The sequence below is a fragment of the Streptomyces sp. NBC_00236 genome, from assembly GCF_036195045.1.
In the GTDB taxonomy this organism is placed as follows: Bacteria; Actinomycetota; Actinomycetes; order Streptomycetales; family Streptomycetaceae; genus Streptomyces.
On sequence record NZ_CP108100.1, the window covers coordinates 2,341,048 to 2,356,279 of the forward strand.

General features: G+C 70.3%; 14 protein-coding genes. 11 read left to right on the forward strand and 3 right to left on the reverse strand.

Annotation, left to right across the window (positions count from 1 at the left end):
• The first annotated feature begins 77 nt into the window (after positions 1–77).
• Positions 78–725 (forward strand): RNA polymerase sigma factor, encoded by a 648-nt coding sequence (locus tag OG446_RS10440; protein ID WP_328893761.1) that lies wholly within the window; start codon positions 78–80, stop codon positions 723–725.
• Between the two features lie 77 nt (positions 726–802).
• The gene (locus OG446_RS10445) at positions 803–1,609 is read left to right on the forward strand and encodes a hypothetical protein (protein WP_328893762.1); all 807 of its coding nucleotides are present in this window, start codon (positions 803–805) and stop codon (positions 1,607–1,609) included.
• 25 nt (positions 1,610–1,634) lie between these two features.
• On the opposite strand, the gene OG446_RS10450 is transcribed toward OG446_RS10445, so the two are convergent.
• The gene (locus OG446_RS10450; protein WP_328893763.1) at positions 1,635–3,704 is read right to left on the reverse strand and encodes an alkaline phosphatase family protein; all 2,070 of its coding nucleotides are present in this window, start codon (positions 3,702–3,704) and stop codon (positions 1,635–1,637) included.
• A 251-nt stretch (positions 3,705–3,955) separates the two neighbouring features.
• Here OG446_RS10450 and OG446_RS10455 point away from each other — a divergent pair, with 251 nt between their 5' ends.
• Positions 3,956–4,534 (forward strand): GNAT family N-acetyltransferase, encoded by a 579-nt coding sequence (locus tag OG446_RS10455; RefSeq protein ID WP_328893764.1) that lies wholly within the window; start codon positions 3,956–3,958, stop codon positions 4,532–4,534.
• Positions 4,535–4,548: 14 nt separating this feature from the next.
• On the opposite strand, the gene OG446_RS10460 is transcribed toward OG446_RS10455, so the two are convergent.
• Positions 4,549–5,205 (reverse strand): pirin family protein, encoded by a 657-nt coding sequence (locus OG446_RS10460; protein ID WP_328893765.1) that lies wholly within the window; start codon positions 5,203–5,205, stop codon positions 4,549–4,551.
• Between the two features lie 123 nt (positions 5,206–5,328).
• On the opposite strand from OG446_RS10460, the gene OG446_RS10465 reads away from it, so the two are divergent.
• The 5 genes from OG446_RS10465 (at position 5,329) to fabF (ending at position 10,197) form a co-directional block, all read left to right on the forward strand.
• Positions 5,329–6,528 (forward strand): PucR family transcriptional regulator, encoded by a 1,200-nt coding sequence (locus OG446_RS10465; RefSeq protein ID WP_148017432.1) that lies wholly within the window; start codon positions 5,329–5,331, stop codon positions 6,526–6,528.
• Positions 6,529–6,617: 89 nt separating this feature from the next.
• Positions 6,618–7,532: an ACP S-malonyltransferase gene (locus OG446_RS10470; protein WP_328893766.1), complete on the forward strand. Its 915-nt coding sequence runs from the start codon at positions 6,618–6,620 to the stop codon at positions 7,530–7,532.
• Positions 7,533–7,545: 13 nt separating this feature from the next.
• Positions 7,546–8,547 (forward strand): ketoacyl-ACP synthase III, encoded by a 1,002-nt coding sequence (locus OG446_RS10475; protein ID WP_328893767.1) that lies wholly within the window; start codon positions 7,546–7,548, stop codon positions 8,545–8,547.
• A 62-nt stretch (positions 8,548–8,609) separates the two neighbouring features.
• A complete protein-coding gene (locus OG446_RS10480) occupies positions 8,610–8,858 on the forward strand; it encodes an acyl carrier protein (protein WP_014045780.1) in 249 nt (82 codons plus the stop codon).
• Between the two features lie 76 nt (positions 8,859–8,934).
• Positions 8,935–10,197: a beta-ketoacyl-ACP synthase II gene (gene fabF / locus OG446_RS10485; protein WP_328893768.1), complete on the forward strand. Its 1,263-nt coding sequence runs from the start codon at positions 8,935–8,937 to the stop codon at positions 10,195–10,197.
• A 185-nt stretch (positions 10,198–10,382) separates the two neighbouring features.
• Here the strand turns inward: fabF and OG446_RS10490 are convergent, their stop codons facing one another.
• Positions 10,383–10,877, reverse strand: a complete 495-nt coding sequence (locus OG446_RS10490) for a DUF3145 domain-containing protein (protein ID WP_328893769.1) — start codon at positions 10,875–10,877, stop codon at positions 10,383–10,385.
• 361 nt (positions 10,878–11,238) lie between these two features.
• On the opposite strand from OG446_RS10490, the gene OG446_RS10495 reads away from it, so the two are divergent.
• The 3 genes from OG446_RS10495 (at position 11,239) to OG446_RS10505 (ending at position 15,229) form a co-directional block, all read left to right on the forward strand.
• On the forward strand, positions 11,239–12,153 hold the full coding sequence (locus OG446_RS10495; RefSeq protein WP_328893770.1) for an SGNH/GDSL hydrolase family protein: 915 nt from the start codon (positions 11,239–11,241) through the stop codon (positions 12,151–12,153).
• 11 nt (positions 12,154–12,164) lie between these two features.
• Complete coding sequence (locus OG446_RS10500; RefSeq protein WP_328893771.1) at positions 12,165–13,163, forward strand: aldose epimerase family protein; 999 nt, start codon at positions 12,165–12,167, stop codon at positions 13,161–13,163.
• A gap of 137 nt (positions 13,164–13,300) precedes the next feature.
• Positions 13,301–15,229 (forward strand): flavin monoamine oxidase family protein, encoded by a 1,929-nt coding sequence (locus tag OG446_RS10505; protein ID WP_328893772.1) that lies wholly within the window; start codon positions 13,301–13,303, stop codon positions 15,227–15,229.
• The last annotated feature ends 3 nt before the right edge of the window (positions 15,230–15,232 follow it).

Consider the following 15,232-nt stretch of genomic DNA (forward strand, 5'->3'; position numbering starts at 1 on the left):
CAGGGCCGAATCAGTCCGACGACGCGAAGATCCGGTCCAGCGGGAACCTTCGGCCCGTTGCCGGACACGTACAGGGCATGGAACCGAAAGACGCTGATTCCGCCGTACCGGTCGGAGGGATATCCGACCGGGAGCTGTGGGCGAGGGCTGTCGACGGCGACCGGGAGGCGTTCGGCCGGATCTTCGACCGTCATGGGAAGACCGTCTACAACCATGTGTTCCGACGGACGGCCGACTGGTCCGAGGCCGAAGACCTCACGTCGACCGTTTTCCTGCACGCCTGGCGGCGACGGTCCGAGACGGTGCTGGACCGCGACTCCGCCTTGCCCTGGTTGCTGGGCATCGCCGACCACCTGCTGTCGAACACCAGGCGGCGGCTGAGGCGGGCGGAGGCGCTGCTGCGTCGGCTCGTCTCGCATGACGAGTCCGTGGGCGACCACGCCGACCACGTCGTCGTCATGGTCGACGACGAGCGTCGGATGTCGGAGATCCACCGGGCGCTGGCGCGGCTGCCGCGCCACGAACGCGAGGTGGTCGAGCTCTGCGTGTGGACGGGCCTGGATCAGCAGGCAGCCGCAGCAGCGCTGGGGGTGGCGGTCGGGACCGTGAAGTCCCGACTGCACCGGGCCCGGCGGAGGCTGGGGGCCGACCTCCTCGACGGAGCGACGGTGACGGCGTCATTCAGTTCCAGTACCCCCGTCCACGCGAAGGAGGTCGCACGATGAATGACGCGCAGGGCATTCCTGCGGCTCCTTCCGATCGTGATCTGCCGAATCACCGGCGGACTCGTGAGGAGCTACTGATGAAGATCGATCCCGAGGACAACCGTGCTTCGCTGCACCGCAGGTGGGGCGTGCCGCTGGCCGTAGCCGCCGGGGTCGCGGCGGTGAGCGTCGCGGCCGTGGCCGCCTTCGGCGGGGCGGGGGACGCCGAGCCGGTTCTCGCCGGCCCCGCCGGAAACCCTACGGGCGCCACTGCGTCACCGAGTACGGGCACCACGTCCGGCTCCACATCGGGCGGAACCGACAAGGCCCCCGTGACCACCGCTCCGGACGCCTTCACCGTCACCAGCGGGAAGACGACCCCGATCGACGCGGGGACCGTCACCAAGATCCTCTCCTCCTGCCTGGGCGCGGACGCGTCGCGGTACCACTCGGTGGTCGCCGTCCGCACTCCCCTCGCCTCGAAGGACTGGGACGGCGTGGTCGTCGCCGTGGACTCCGCCGGCCAGTACGTGCAGTGCGAGTCGAAGGGCAACAAGGGCAACAGCCCGGACTCCCCGCCCACGTTCATCAACAACCGCCTGTGGGGCACCGGTCACACGATCGCGTACTTCGACTCCCTCGGCACGGTCGCCGGCAAGGGGAAGTACCTCATGCTGGGCGCCGGACACTACGCGTCCAACGTTTCCAAGGTCGCCATCAGCTACGGCGACGACCCGAAGCAGTACCCGGCGGTCATGGCGGGCGGCGCGTTCGTCTATTCGGCAGCCCTGTCCGCCGACACCTCCGACCCGCACTTCACGGGCCCGAACCCCTACGTCCACGCGTACGACGCATCCGGCAAGGAGATCTACAACCAGAAGGAGGACCCGCAGTTCGCCGGCTAGCAGCGGGCCGTCACCGCTCCGTCGTTCAGACCGTCGCCACCCGCCCCGCGTACCGCTGCGTCCAGCCGGTGCCCTTGTCGGCGGTGAGCACCACGTCGTAGTAGCCGTGCTCGGTGGGCCAGTTCACGACGGTGGAGCGGCCGCCGGGCACGGTGATCTTCCGGGTGCCGCCGACGTAGTCGTTGGCCTTCAGCGTGTAACGGACGGGGTGCCTGCCGTCGTTGTGCAGGCGCAGCCTGACCACGGCGCGCCTGCCCTTGACCAACTCCGCCTCCACGCGCGGATGGCCGTCGCGATCAGTGCTCCCGCCCTCGGGAATCACCTGCCCTGCGAAGGAGCGCAGGAAGCCGTCGGGGCCGTAGACGGAGAAGGCGTACTTGCCGTCGGTCGCGTTCGTGTCCCAGGTGTACGTACGCGGGTTCGCCGCGCTCACCGTGTACGGGGTGTTGGCGAACGGGAGGTACCGGTCGGGGAAGACCTGGAGGCTCACCGCCTTGCCCTCCGGGCCCCCGGACAGCGACATGGAGGCGGTCACCGTGCCGGCGGCACGGTCCTCGGTGAAGGTGGCGTGCGGGTGGAAGGAGAGGCCGCGCGACTCCATCCGGTCACGCGGCGGCTTCGGCGGGGTGCCGGTGACCGGGTCGGCGATGACGACCGGGCCCGGGCGCGGGTGTGCGAAGTCGATCGCGCTGGTCAGGTCGCCGGCGATCGACCGGCGCCAGTCGGTGATGTTCGGGCAGGTGAACGGCTTGCCCAGGTGGGCGGCCCAGGTCTCCAGGAACTTCACCGTCGAGGTGTGGTCGAACACCTCCGAGGCGACATAGCCGCCCCGGGTCCACGGCGAGACCAGCAGCATCGGTACCCGGGGGCCGAACCCGTACGGAGTGGTACCGGAGTACTCGCCGGGCGTGCCCTCCTCCGGGCGCGGGGGCAGGACGTGGTCGAACTTTCCGTCGTTCTCGTCGTAGGTGATGATCACCAGGGTGTGGTTCCAGATGTCCTGGTTGCTCTGGAGCGTCTTGAGGATCTTGTTCATGTAGCGCTCGCCGTGCACCGTGTCGAAGCCCGGGTGCTCACTCCACGCGGCGGGCATCACCACCCAGGAGACCTCGGGCAGGGGGTGCTCGGCCCCCGGTTCGCAGGCGGCGATCAGGTCGCGGAGGACGGCGTCGAGGTTCGCCTCGGAGTCGTCGTTGGGCGTGGTGGCGCCCTCGTAGACGAAGGAGTTGGCCTTCCAGATCTTGCCGGTGCCCGGTTCGAGGTCGGCCGCGTCCGCCGTGCGGGGGTCGAAGGCGGCGAAGCTGTTGGTGACGTTGCAGCCGTACTCGCCGATGAAGCCGTTCTGGAGGCTGCCGCCGACGCCGTTGCCGCTGTTGTCGGAGTAGACCCGCCAGTCGATGCCGGCCTGCTGGAGCTGTTCGGGGACCGTGGTCCAGGTGCGGCTGTAGTTGTTCTGCTTGGCGTTGGTGGTCTCGCCGCCGCCCGAACCGGTCATCAGGTAGTAGCGGTTGGGGATGGTCGGCCCGTGCATGGAGCAGAAGTTCATGTCGCAGACGGTGTAGTGGGAGGCCAGCGAGTACATCCACGGCATGTAGTCGGGCGTGTAGTACCACATGCAGTGGTCGCCCTTGTCCTTCACCCAGGTGTCCCACCGCCCGCCGTTGGCCCCGTAGAAGTTGTGCTTGTCGCTCCAGGTGGCGGTCGACACGGCGGGCGTCACGATGGCGCCGGTGGCGTCGCGTTGCTGGAAGACGTTCGTGCCGTCCTGGAATCTCAGGACCTGCTTGTCGTCGTGTCCGCGTACGCCGCGCAGCTGACCGAGGTAGTGGTCGAAGGACCGGTTCTCCTGCATCAGGATCACCACGTGCTTCAGATCGGATATGTCGCCGTTGTAGCCCTTGGGCAGGACGTAGTCGGCCGCACTGGCCTGCGCCCCGGCGACCGCCTCGGCGACCGGGCCTGCGGCGATCGCACCGAGGGTGACGGCGGCCGTCTGCAGCATCCGGCGCCGCGTGATGCGGAATTCGCCGGTGTGCTCGCCGGTGGCGCTGTTCTCGGTGTCGGGACTCGGGGACTCGGCGGTGTGGAGGATCATCAGGGGCCACCTCTGGGGGGAGTGATTCGAGGGGGAGGAACGTCGGCGCGTGCCTGCGAAAACTAGGCCGCCGGAGAGAACGGCGGGCGAACCAGGGACGTATTCCTGAGGCACCGGAAGATTTCCACGGCCCTCGGCGCCGGGTCGAGATGCTGCACGGTGATAGCCGAAACTCGCGCCCCGTTGGCTTGTTGATCCACCATGCCGCGCCACTGGTCGGTGATCACCGATGACCGCTACGCTCCCCGGCCATGGCCCACACAGTCCGCGCGACCGCCTCCGACGTCCCGGCGCTCGCCGCCGTCCTCGCCAGCGCGTACGCCGAGGACCCCGTCTGGTCCTGGCTGATGCCGCACGACCGGGACCGGCGGCTGCGGCTCCTGTTCACCGCGCACCTCGCCCAGCAGGTCCCGGCGGGCCGGGTGTGGACGGACGAGAACCGCACGGTCGCGGCGGTGTGGGCGGAGCCCGGGCAGTGGAAGCTCCCGGTGAGCTACCTGCTGCGCAACGCGGGCACGCTGCTACGAGCCGGGCGGGCCCAACTGCCACGGACGGGGTTGCGGTTGCTCGCCCTGGAGCACCGCCACCCGGCCGGGCCGGCCCACTGGTACGTCGAGTACATCGGCACCCACGCGGACGCGCGCGGCACGGGGCGTGGCTCGCAAGTGCTGAGCGGGCTGCTGGAGCAGGCCGACGCGGACGGGCGGCCGGTGTTCCTGGAGTCGAGCAACTCCCGCAATCTGACGTTCTACGAGCGGCACGGTTTCGCCGTGCACGAGGAGATGACGTTCCGGGCCGGTCCGCCGATGTGGTCGATGTGGCGCAGATAGGTCATCCGGTGGCGTCAGCCGGGGAGCTCCCAGATCAGCACCTCGGACGTCCCACCCGCGACCAGCTCAAGGCCCGTCTCCTCCGCGATCCGCGCCGCGTCGCCCCCCGTCAGCTCCGCGTCACCGATCCGCACGACCCCCCGCACCACGTGCACGTACACCCGCGGCGCGTCCGGCACCGCCGCGCGCTCACCCTCGGCCAGCCGGCGCACGTGGAGCATCGCGCCGGACTCCGGCAGCGCGTACGGGGTGGAGTCGGCGATCCCGTGGACCGTCGTGTACGAGGGCTCGCCGCCCGGCTCCAGGGGCGCGAGCCACATCTGGAGGAACGTCAACGTCCCTTCACCGTCGTTGCGTTCGACGTGGCGGACGCCGGAGGCCGCGCTGAGGTGCTGGACGTCCCCGGGCCGTACGACGGTGGCGTGACCGGCCGAGTCCCGGTGGGTCAGCTCGCCCTCCACGACCCAGGTGACGATCTCGGTGTGGCTGTGCGGGTGCTCCTCGAACCCGGCGCCGGGGGCGAGGCGTTCCTCGTTGCAGGCCAGGACCGGGCCGAAGCGGAGGTTGTCGGGGTCGTAGAACGTGCCGAAGGAGAAGGAGTGCCGGGACTCGATGCCGGCCGCCCCGTCCCCACCCCTGAAGCGGTCGCCCGAGCGACGTACGGAAATCACCCGCCCCACGGTAGCCCGGCCGGGCGGGGCGGGCCCCCGGGCTCCCGTCGGCTACCCGGCGGTACGACCCGCCACCCGCCCCGCCCCTTCGGGCACGCGTCCGGATAGGGCAGTCTTGTCCCCGTGCCCCGACCCGATCCTGAGCAGCCCGCTGCGAACGCCGCCCATCTCCATGCCGCGACCCTGAAACGGCTGGAGCAGTCCTCCGGCCGGCTGGCCGCGAACGCGATCGCCCGCATGGACGAGTCGCTGCCCTGGTACCGGGCGATGCCACCGGAGAACCGGTCCTGGATCGGTCTGGTGGCCCAGGCCGGTATCGCCGCGTTCACCGAGTGGTTCCGGCATCCGGAGACCCCGCAGGCCATCTCGACCGATGTCTTCGGTACGGCTCCGCGCGAGCTGACCCGGGCGATCACGCTGCGGCAGACCGTCGAGATGGTGCGGACGACCATCGAGGTCATGGAGGCGGCGATCGACGAAGTCGCCGCGCCCGGCGACGAGTCGGTGCTGCGTGAGGCGCTGCTCGTCTACGCGCGGGAGATCGCCTTCGCGACCGCCCAGGTGTACGCGCAGGCCGCCGAGGCCCGTGGCGCGTGGGACGCCCGGCTGGAATCGCTCGTGGTCAACGCGGTGCTGTCCGGCGAGGCCGACGAGGGCGCCGTGTCCCGGGCCGCCGCGCTCGGCTGGAACTCGCCCGAGCATGTGTGCGTGCTCCTGGGCACCGCCCCCGACGGGGACAGCGAGCTGACGGTGGAGGCGATCCGCCGAGCCGCCCGGCACGCCAAGCTCCAGGTCCTGACCGGGGTGCTGGGCAACCGCCTGGTCGTGATCGCCGGCGGCAGCGACAACCCGCTCCAGGTCGCGAAGGCGCTGATCGGCCCGTACGCGGCGGGTCCGGTCGTCGCCGGGCCCGTGGTGCCCGACCTGCTGGCCGCGACCCGGTCCGCGCAGGCGGCGGCTGCCGGGCTCAAGGCGTGCGGTGCCTGGCAGGACGCCCCGCGGCCGGTCCTCGCGGACGATCTTCTGCCGGAGCGCGCGATGGCGGGCGACCCGGCCGCACGGGATCAGTTGGTGGAGGAGATCTACAGACCGCTCGAAGAAGCAGGTTCTGCCCTCCTGGAGACGCTGAGTGTGTATCTGGAACAGGCGAGCAGTCTCGAAGGCGCCGCCAGGATGCTCTTCGTCCACCCCAACACCGTGCGCTACCGGCTCCGACGTGTGACAGACGTCACCGGCTGGTCCCCGTCCGACGTCCGCTCGGCGTTCACTCTGCGGATCGCCCTGATTCTGGGGCGTCTGGCCGACAGGGATCTCCAGTCCTAGACTTTTGTCGGACATCAACAATTCCCCCTACGGTTCTTCGTCCCTGTCCCCACGGGCGTTCCGTACCGTTCACAAGAGAGAGTGTGAGGGTGCTCGTACTCGTCGCTCCCGGCCAAGGCGCTCAGACGCCCGGCTTCCTGACTCCCTGGCTCGACCTCCCCGGTGCCACCGACCGCATCGCGGCCTGGTCCGACGCCATCGGGCTCGACCTTGCCCACTACGGCACCAAGGCTGACGCGGACGAGATCCGCGACACCGCGGTGGCTCAGCCGCTGCTGGTCGCCGCGGGTCTGCTGTCCGCTGCCGCGCTGGATGCTTCTCCGGCCGTCGTCGCAGGTCACAGCGTGGGTGAAATCACCGCGGCCGCTCTCGCCGGGGTCATCGGCGACGAGGCGGCGCTGCGTTTCGTCCGTACCCGTGGGCTCGGCATGGCCGAGGCCGCCGCGGTCACCGAGACCGGCATGGCTGCGCTGCTCGGCGGTGACCCCGAGGTCACCGTCCCGCACCTGGAGAAGCTCGGTCTGACGCCCGCGAACGTCAACGGGGGCGGCCAGATCGTCGCCGCCGGCACGGCCGCGCAGATCGCCGCGCTCGCCGAGGACAAGCCCGAGGGTGTGCGCCGGGTCGTCCCGCTCAAGGTCGCCGGCGCGTTCCACACGCATCACATGGCTCCCGCGGTCGAGCGTCTCCGTGAGGCCGCCGCGGCCCTGGAGATCTCCGACCCGGCCGTGACATATGTCTCGAACGCCGACGGGCAGACCGTCGCCACCGGCGCGGAGGTCATCTCCCGGCTGGTCGGCCAGGTCGCCAACCCGGTCCGCTGGGACCTGTGCATGGAGACGTTCAAGGCGCTGGGCGTCACCGCGATCGTCGAGGCCTGCCCCGGCGGCACGCTGACCGGTCTGGCCAAGCGCGCACTGCCCGGCGTGCAGACCCTCGCGCTCAAGACCCCCGACGACCTCGACGCGGCCCGCGCGCTCATCGCTGAGCACGCAGGCGCCTAAGGAGCCCGAGAGCATGTCGAAGATCAAGCCCAGCCAGGGCGCCCCGTACGCGCGGATCATGGGTGTGGGCGGCTACCGCCCGACCCGTGTCGTGCCCAACGAGGTGATCCTCGAGACGATCGACTCGTCCGACGAGTGGATCCGCTCCCGGTCCGGCATCGCCACCCGCCACTGGGCCTCCGACGAGGAGACCGTGGCCGCGATGTCCGTCGAGGCGTCCGGCAAGGCCATCGCCGACGCCGGGATCACGCCGGAGCAGATCGGCGCGGTCATCGTCTCCACCGTCTCGCACTTCAAGCAGACCCCGGCCATCGCGACCGAGATCGCCCACAAGATCGGTGCGGGCAAGCCCGCCGCCTTCGACATCTCGGCCGGCTGCGCGGGCTTCGGCTACGGCCTGACGCTCGCCAAGGGCATGATCGTCGAGGGCTCGGCCGAGTACGTACTCGTCATCGGCGTGGAGCGGCTGAGCGACCTCACCGACCTGAGCGACCGCGCGACGGCGTTCCTGTTCGGCGACGGCGCCGGTGCGGTCATCGTCGGCCCCTCCCAGGTGCCCGCCATAGGCCCGACGGTCTGGGGCTCCGAGGGCGACAAGTCCGAGACGATCAAGCAGACCGTGGCGTGGGACACCTTCCACGCCGACCGTCCGGAGAAGTTCCCGGCCATCACGCAGGAGGGCCAGGCGGTCTTCCGCTGGGCCGTCTTCGAGATGGCGAAGGTCGCCCAGCAGGCGCTGGACGCGGCCGGGATCGCCCCGGCAGACCTGGACGTCTTCATTCCGCACCAGGCCAACATGCGGATCATCGACTCGATGGTGAAGACACTGAAGCTGCCGGAGCACGTCACGGTCGCCCGTGACGTGGAAACCACCGGCAACACCTCCGCCGCCTCGATTCCGCTCGCAATGGAGCGGCTCCTGGCGACCGGTCAGGCGAAGAGCGGCGACACCGCGCTCGTCATCGGCTTCGGGGCGGGTCTCGTCTACGCCGCGACGGTCGTTACCCTCCCCTAGGCACACCGGGTCTTTTCGCCCGGTCGCCCGAACCCAGCAGATATCACCGAAGGAGCGCCAACATGGCCGCCACGCAGGAAGAGATCGTCACCGGTCTCGCCGAGATCGTCAACGAGATCGCCGGTATCCCGGTCGAGGACGTCCAGCTGGACAAGTCCTTCACCGACGACCTGGACGTCGACTCGCTGTCCATGGTCGAGGTCGTCGTCGCCGCCGAGGAGCGCTTCGACGTCAAGATCCCCGACGAGGACGTCAAGAACCTCAAGACGGTCGGCGACGCCGCCGACTACATCCTCAAGCACCAGGGCTGATCCCAGCCGAGCTGTGTCGCCACCCGGCGGTGGCGCCGCTGATTCACGACCCTCTACACGTGGAGAAGATTTTCCAGTGAGCTCGACCAATCGCACCGTGGTCGTCACCGGTATCGGCGCAACCACTCCGCTGGGTGGCGATTCCGCATCGACCTGGGAAGGTCTGATGGCCGGCCGTTCCGGCGTCAAGCCTCTTGAGGGCGAACGTTTCGCCGAACTGCCTGTCCGGATCGCGGCCCTCGCGGCCGTCGACCCGGGCGACGTCCTGCCCCGCCCGCTCGCCCGCAAGCTGGACCGCTCGGCGCAGTTCGCGCTGATCGCGTCCCGTGAGGCGTGGGCGGACGCGGGCTTCACCGGCCCTGCCGGTGAGGACGAGAAGATCCGCCCCGAGCGGCTGGGTTCGGTCATCGCCTCCGGTATCGGCGGCGTGATCACCCTGCTCGACCAGTACGACGTGCTGAAGGAGAAGGGCGTACGCCGCGTCTCCCCGCACACCGTGCCCATGCTCATGCCCAACGGCCCGGCCGCCAACGTGGGTATCGAGGTGAACGCCCAGGCGGGCGTCCACACCCCGGTGTCCGCCTGCGCGTCGGGTGCCGAGGCCATCGGCTACGCCGTCGAGATGATCCGTACCGGCCGTGCCGACGTGGTCCTCGCCGGTGGCACCGAGGCGGCGATCCACCCGCTGCCGATCGCCGCGTTCGCCAACATGATGGCGATGTCCAAGAGCAACGACGAGCCCGAGAAGGCCTCGCGCCCGTACGACACGGGCCGGGACGGCTTCGTCCTCGGCGAGGGCGCCGGTGTCGTCGTCCTGGAGTCCGCGGAGCACGCCGCCGCGCGTGGCGCCCGGGTCTACTGCGAGGTCCTGGGCCAGGGGCTGTCCGCGGACGCCCACCACATCGCCCAGCCCGAACCGACCGGGCGCGGCATCGCCACGGCGATGCAGAACCTGCTGGACCAGACGGACCTCAAGCCGTCCGAGGTCGTGCACCTCAACGCGCACGCCACGTCCACGCCGCAGGGTGACATCGCGGAGCTGAAGGCACTGCGCAAGGTCCTGGGCGATGATCTGGACCACGTCGCGATCTCGGCGACGAAGTCGATGACGGGGCACCTGCTCGGTGGCGCGGGCGGTATCGAGACCGTGGCGACCGTGCTGGCCCTGCACCACCGGATGGCTCCGCCGACCATCAACGTCGAGCACCTCGACGAGGCGGTCGAGGCGGACATCGTGCGCGACGATCCCCGTCCGCTGCCGGAGGGTCCGATCGCGGCGATCAACAACTCGTTCGGGTTCGGCGGGCACAACGTGGTGCTGGCGTTCCGTAGCGTGTGATCTTTCGCGCCTGTACGCGTGAAGCCCGTCTCTCCCGTGAGGAGAGGCGGGCTTCACGCTTGGCGCGGGCCTTTTCGGGGGCTCCGCCCCCGGACCCCCGCTCCTCAATCGCCGGAGGGGCTTGATTTGGGCTGATCTCCTCTTGGAAGGCCGTATTCAGCCACGCCAGGAGAGCCCCGGCAACGTCACACCACCTGGTGCAGCCACCGCACCGGCGCGCCCTCGCCCGCGTGGCGGAAGGATTCCAGCTCGTCGTCCCACGGCTTGCCCAGGAGCTTGGCGATCTCGCCCTCCAGGTCGCTCTCGCCGCTCAACGACCGTGCCAGCGCGGCCCTCAGCCGGTCCTCGGGGACCAGGATGTCGCCGTGCATGCCGGTGACGGCGTGGAAGATGCCGAGTCCGGGCGTGGAGCTGTAGCGCTCGCCCTCCGCGGTCGGCGAGGGTTCCGCCGTCACCTCGAAGCGCAGCAGATCCCAGCCGCGCAGCGCGGAGGCCAGTTTCGACGCCGTGCCCGGGCTGGCCTGCCAGGAGAATTCGGAGCGCCAGGTGCCGGGTGCGGCCGGCTGTCTGATCCAGTCGAGCTGGACCCGCACGCCGAGTACGCCCCCCACCGCCCATTCGACGTGGGGGCAGAGCGCGCGCGGGGCTGAGTGGACGTACAGGACTCCACGTGTCGTCACCGGGACCTCCAGTGTGGGACGAGGTTCGCCTTCCCCAGCGGCCTCGCGCCCGTACTGCCTCTTTTCGGCCGACTTCCCGAAGCTGTCATCAGTAAACAGTATCGGGAGTTAATGTCCGGAGAAGGGAGGGTATGTGACGTGATGTGAAGTTCGAGGGCCACCCGAGTGGAGCCGGGCAGCCGAAGGAACCACTGGTTCGACGGGGAAAAGCTACCGTGCGGCGGCGTCCGAGGTGTGACGTACCGTCGGTCCCGGGCCCATGATTCGCTCAGCATTCACCCTGCGGAGCACGCGGGCCCGCCGACCGGTGCCGCACGGGTGTGCCGGAGGCATGGGACAGGAACAGGAGGGGACGAGGGCAATGCCGGATCGCTCCGTACGGCACCGTTCGCGCACCGCACTGGCCGCACTGGCCGCCGTGACGTTCCTCGGCACGGCCGTCCTGACGGGCTGTGACTCCGGGCCCGACGGGACGACGAAGGGCGCGAAGGCGGACGCGGGCCGGAAACCGGCCGCCGCACCGCTCTGGGACCGCAGTCCGGAATCGGTCGCCGCTGTCGGGGACTCCATCACTCGCGGCTTCGACGCCTGTTCGGTACTGGCCGACTGTCCCGAGGCCTCTTGGGCGACCGGCACGGACAGCTCGGTGCGCAGCCTGGCGGTACGTCTCCTCGGCGCGTCGGGCGCCGCCGACCGCAGCTGGAACCACGCCGAGACGGGCGCCAGGATCGCCCAGCTGCCGGAGCAGATGGCGCTGGCCGCGCAGGAGGACCCTGATCTGGTGACGGTGATGATCGGTGCGAACGACGCCTGCCGGGACTCCGTGCGGACCATGACTCCGGTGGCGGACTTCCGGGCGTCGTTCGAGGCGTCGCTGCGTCAGCTGCGCAGCGCGGCGCCGAAGACACAGGTGTACGTGTCGAGCGTGCCGGACCTCAAGCGGCTCTGGTCGACGGGCCGGGTCAATCAGCTGGGCAAGCAGATCTGGAAGCTGGGCATCTGCAAGTCGATGCTGGGTGACGCGGACAACATGGGGGCCTCCGCGGTGGCCCGGCGCACGGCGGTGCAGGACCGTGTCGTCGCGTACAACGAGGTCCTGCGCGAGGTGTGCGCGAAGGACCGGCGCTGCCGTTACGACGGCGGGGCGGTGTTCGACTACCGGTTCACCGGCAAGCAGCTCAGCCAGTGGGACTGGTTCCATCCGGGGCGCAACGGGCAGGCCCGGCTCGCCGAGATCGCCTACCGCAATGTCACGGCGGCACGGCCTCCGGGCTAAAGTTCGCGATCATGGACACGGGTTCGAACACGGTGATGCGTACGGAACACTTCGGCACCCTCGGGGACGGCACAGCCGTTGACCGCTGGACGCTGGAACGCGGTGGCACGCGGGTCCGGTTGCTGACGTACGGCGCCGTCGTGCAGTCGGTCGAGGTGCCCGACCGGGACGGCGCACGGGCCGGGGTGGCGCTCGGGCTGCCGGATCTCGCCTCGTACCAGCGGTACACCGGGCCGTACTTCGGGGCGCTGGTCGGGCGGTACGCGAACCGGATCGGCGGGGCGGCGTTCGTGCTCGACGGGCGGACGTATCAGGTCACGCGCAACGAGGGCCGCAACCATGTGCACGGCGGGACCACCGGCTTCGACAAGCGGGTGTGGGACGCCCGCGAGATCGCCGGCGGGGTGGAGCTGTCCCTGGTCGCGGCGGACGGCGAGGAGGGCTTCCCGGGGCGGCTGGAGGTCTCGGTGGCGTACACCCTGGACGAGGACGGGGCGCTGCGGATCGCGTACCGGGCGACGACGGACGCGCCGACCGTGCTGAACCTGACCAACCACACGTACTGGAACCTGGCGGGCGCCGAATCCGGCAGTGCGCTCGGCCAGCGGCTGCGGATCGCGGCCGGGCGGATCACCCCGGCCGACGCGGAGTCCCTGCCGACGGGCGAGTTCCTGCCGGTGGACGGGACGCGGTTCGACTTCCGGGAGCCGCGGCCGGTCTCCAAGGAGTACGACCACAACTTCGTGCTGGACGAGGACGTGACGGGCCCGGTCGCCGAGCTGTACGACGAGGTGTCGGGGCGGGTCCTGACCGTCACGACGACGGAGCCGGGCCTGCAGCTGTACACGGCGGACCACTTCGGGGGACGGCCGTTCGTCCCGTGCGCCGGGATCGCCCTGGAGACCCAGCACTTCCCGGACTCGCCGAACCGGCCGGAGTTCCCGAGCACGGTGCTGCGGCCGGGCGAGGAGTTCGTCTCGACGACGGTGTACGGCTTCTCGGTGCGCTGAGGCGGCATCGGCAGAGCTTGGCTGACCTGCGGGAACGCCGATATTACAAGATCGTTAAGCACCACCTGCGGGTGATTCCGGATGATCTACGCGCGTCCGCGTAATGCGCCCCGTCCCGCGCCCCCCAGGGTGACCGCATGACTTCCAAGCCTGCCGAACCGACCTCCGGCCTGCCCTCCAGGCGCACCCTCATCGCGGGTGCCGCCGCAGGTGCCGCCGCTCTTGCCACCACCGCCGTGACCACGGCCGACGCCGCCTCACCGGGCTCCCTCACGGCCCCGGCTGCCGCCCCCGGCTCCGACTGGGACGCCTGCCTGACCGTCGCCCGCGCCATCCTCGTCCACGACGAGCAGGACAAGCCGCTGGTACCGCACTACCGTGACGTCCTGCTCTCCAAGGGGCTGCCGCGCAGCCGCAAGGCCCCGAAGAAGGTGCTGATCGTCGGCGCGGGCCCGGCCGGGCTCACCGCCGCCCATCTGCTCCGCGAGGCCGGGCACACCGTCACCGTGATCGAGGCCAACGGCAACCGCGTCGGCGGCCGGATCAAGACCTTCCGCAACGGCGGCCACGAGAACGCGAAGTCGCCCTTCGCCGACCCCAAGCAGTACGCCGAGGCCGGGGCGATGCGGATCCCCGACAGCCACCCGCTCGTCACCGGGCTCATGGACGGCTTCGAGCTGAAGCGCCGCCGCTTCCACCTCGTCGACGTCGACGCCGCGGGCAAGCCCGTCAACCACACCTGGATCCACGTCAACGGCATCCGGGTCCGCAAGGCGGACTACGCGCAGAAGCCGCAGGCGGTCAACCGGTCCTTCGGGGTTCCGGCCGCCTTCGAGGACAAGACCGCCTCGGCCATCGTGCGGGAGGCCTTCGCCCCCGTACGCAAGGAGTTCGAGGGCAAGGAGGGTTCCGAGCTCGTCCAGGGCTGGGCCCGGGTCATCGAGCGGTACGGCCACTGGTCGATGTTCCGCTTCCTGACCGAGGCGGCCAAGCTGGACGAGCGCACCATCGACCTCATCGGCACGGTCGAGAACCTCACCTCGCGGCTCCCGCTCGCCTTCGTGCACAGCTTCATCGGGGCTTCCCTGATCAGCCCGGACACCGCGTTCTACGAACTGCCCGACGGCACGGCGACGCTGGCCGACGCCATGTACGCGCGGGTGAAGGACCTGGTGCGGCTGGACCGCCGGGCCGCCAGGATCAGCCACGGGAAGGACGGCGTCCGGGTCGAGACGGTGTCGGAGGGCCGTGACGGCAAGGTCGTCCGGGAGACCTTCACCGGGGACCGGGCGATCATCACCGTGCCGTTCTCCGGCCTGCGGCACGTCCCGGTCACACCGCCGCTCTCGTACGGCAAGCGGCGGGCGATCACCGAGGTCCACTACGACACCGCCACCAAGGTGCTGCTCGAATTCAGCCGCCGCTGGTGGGAGTTCGAGGAGAAGGACTGGAAGCGGGAGCTGGAGAAGGTCCGGCCCGGACTGTACGACGCTTACCGGCTCGGCAAGGCGCCGGCCGACGGCTCACTGCTGGGCGCGCACCCCTCCGTACCGTCCGGACACATTCCGCCCAACCAGCGCGTGCACTACGCGGCGTACCGCGCGACCTCCCGCAACCAGCCCGAGGCGGCCCATGTCATCGGCGGCGGATCGGTCACCGACAACGCCAACCGCTTCATGTACCAGCCCTCCCACCCGGTCGAGGGCAGCAGGGGCGGGGTCCTGCTCGCCTCGTACAGCTGGGCCGACGACGCACTGAAGTGGGACTCCCTGGACGACGACGAGCGCTACCCGCACGCCCTGGGCGGGGTCCAGGACGTGTACGGGCAGCGCATCGAGGTCTTCTACACGGGAGCCGGTGCCACGCAGTCGTGGATGCGCGACCCGTACGCGTACGGCGAGGCGTCCGTCCTGCTGCCCGGCCAGCACACCGAACTGCTCGCCGATGTGCGGTCGGTCGAGGGACCGTTGCACTTCGCGGGCTGCCACACGTCCGTCAAGCCCGCCTGGATCGAGGGGGCGTTGGAGTCCGCCGTACGCACCGCGCTGGAGGTGCACGGAAGCTGACCG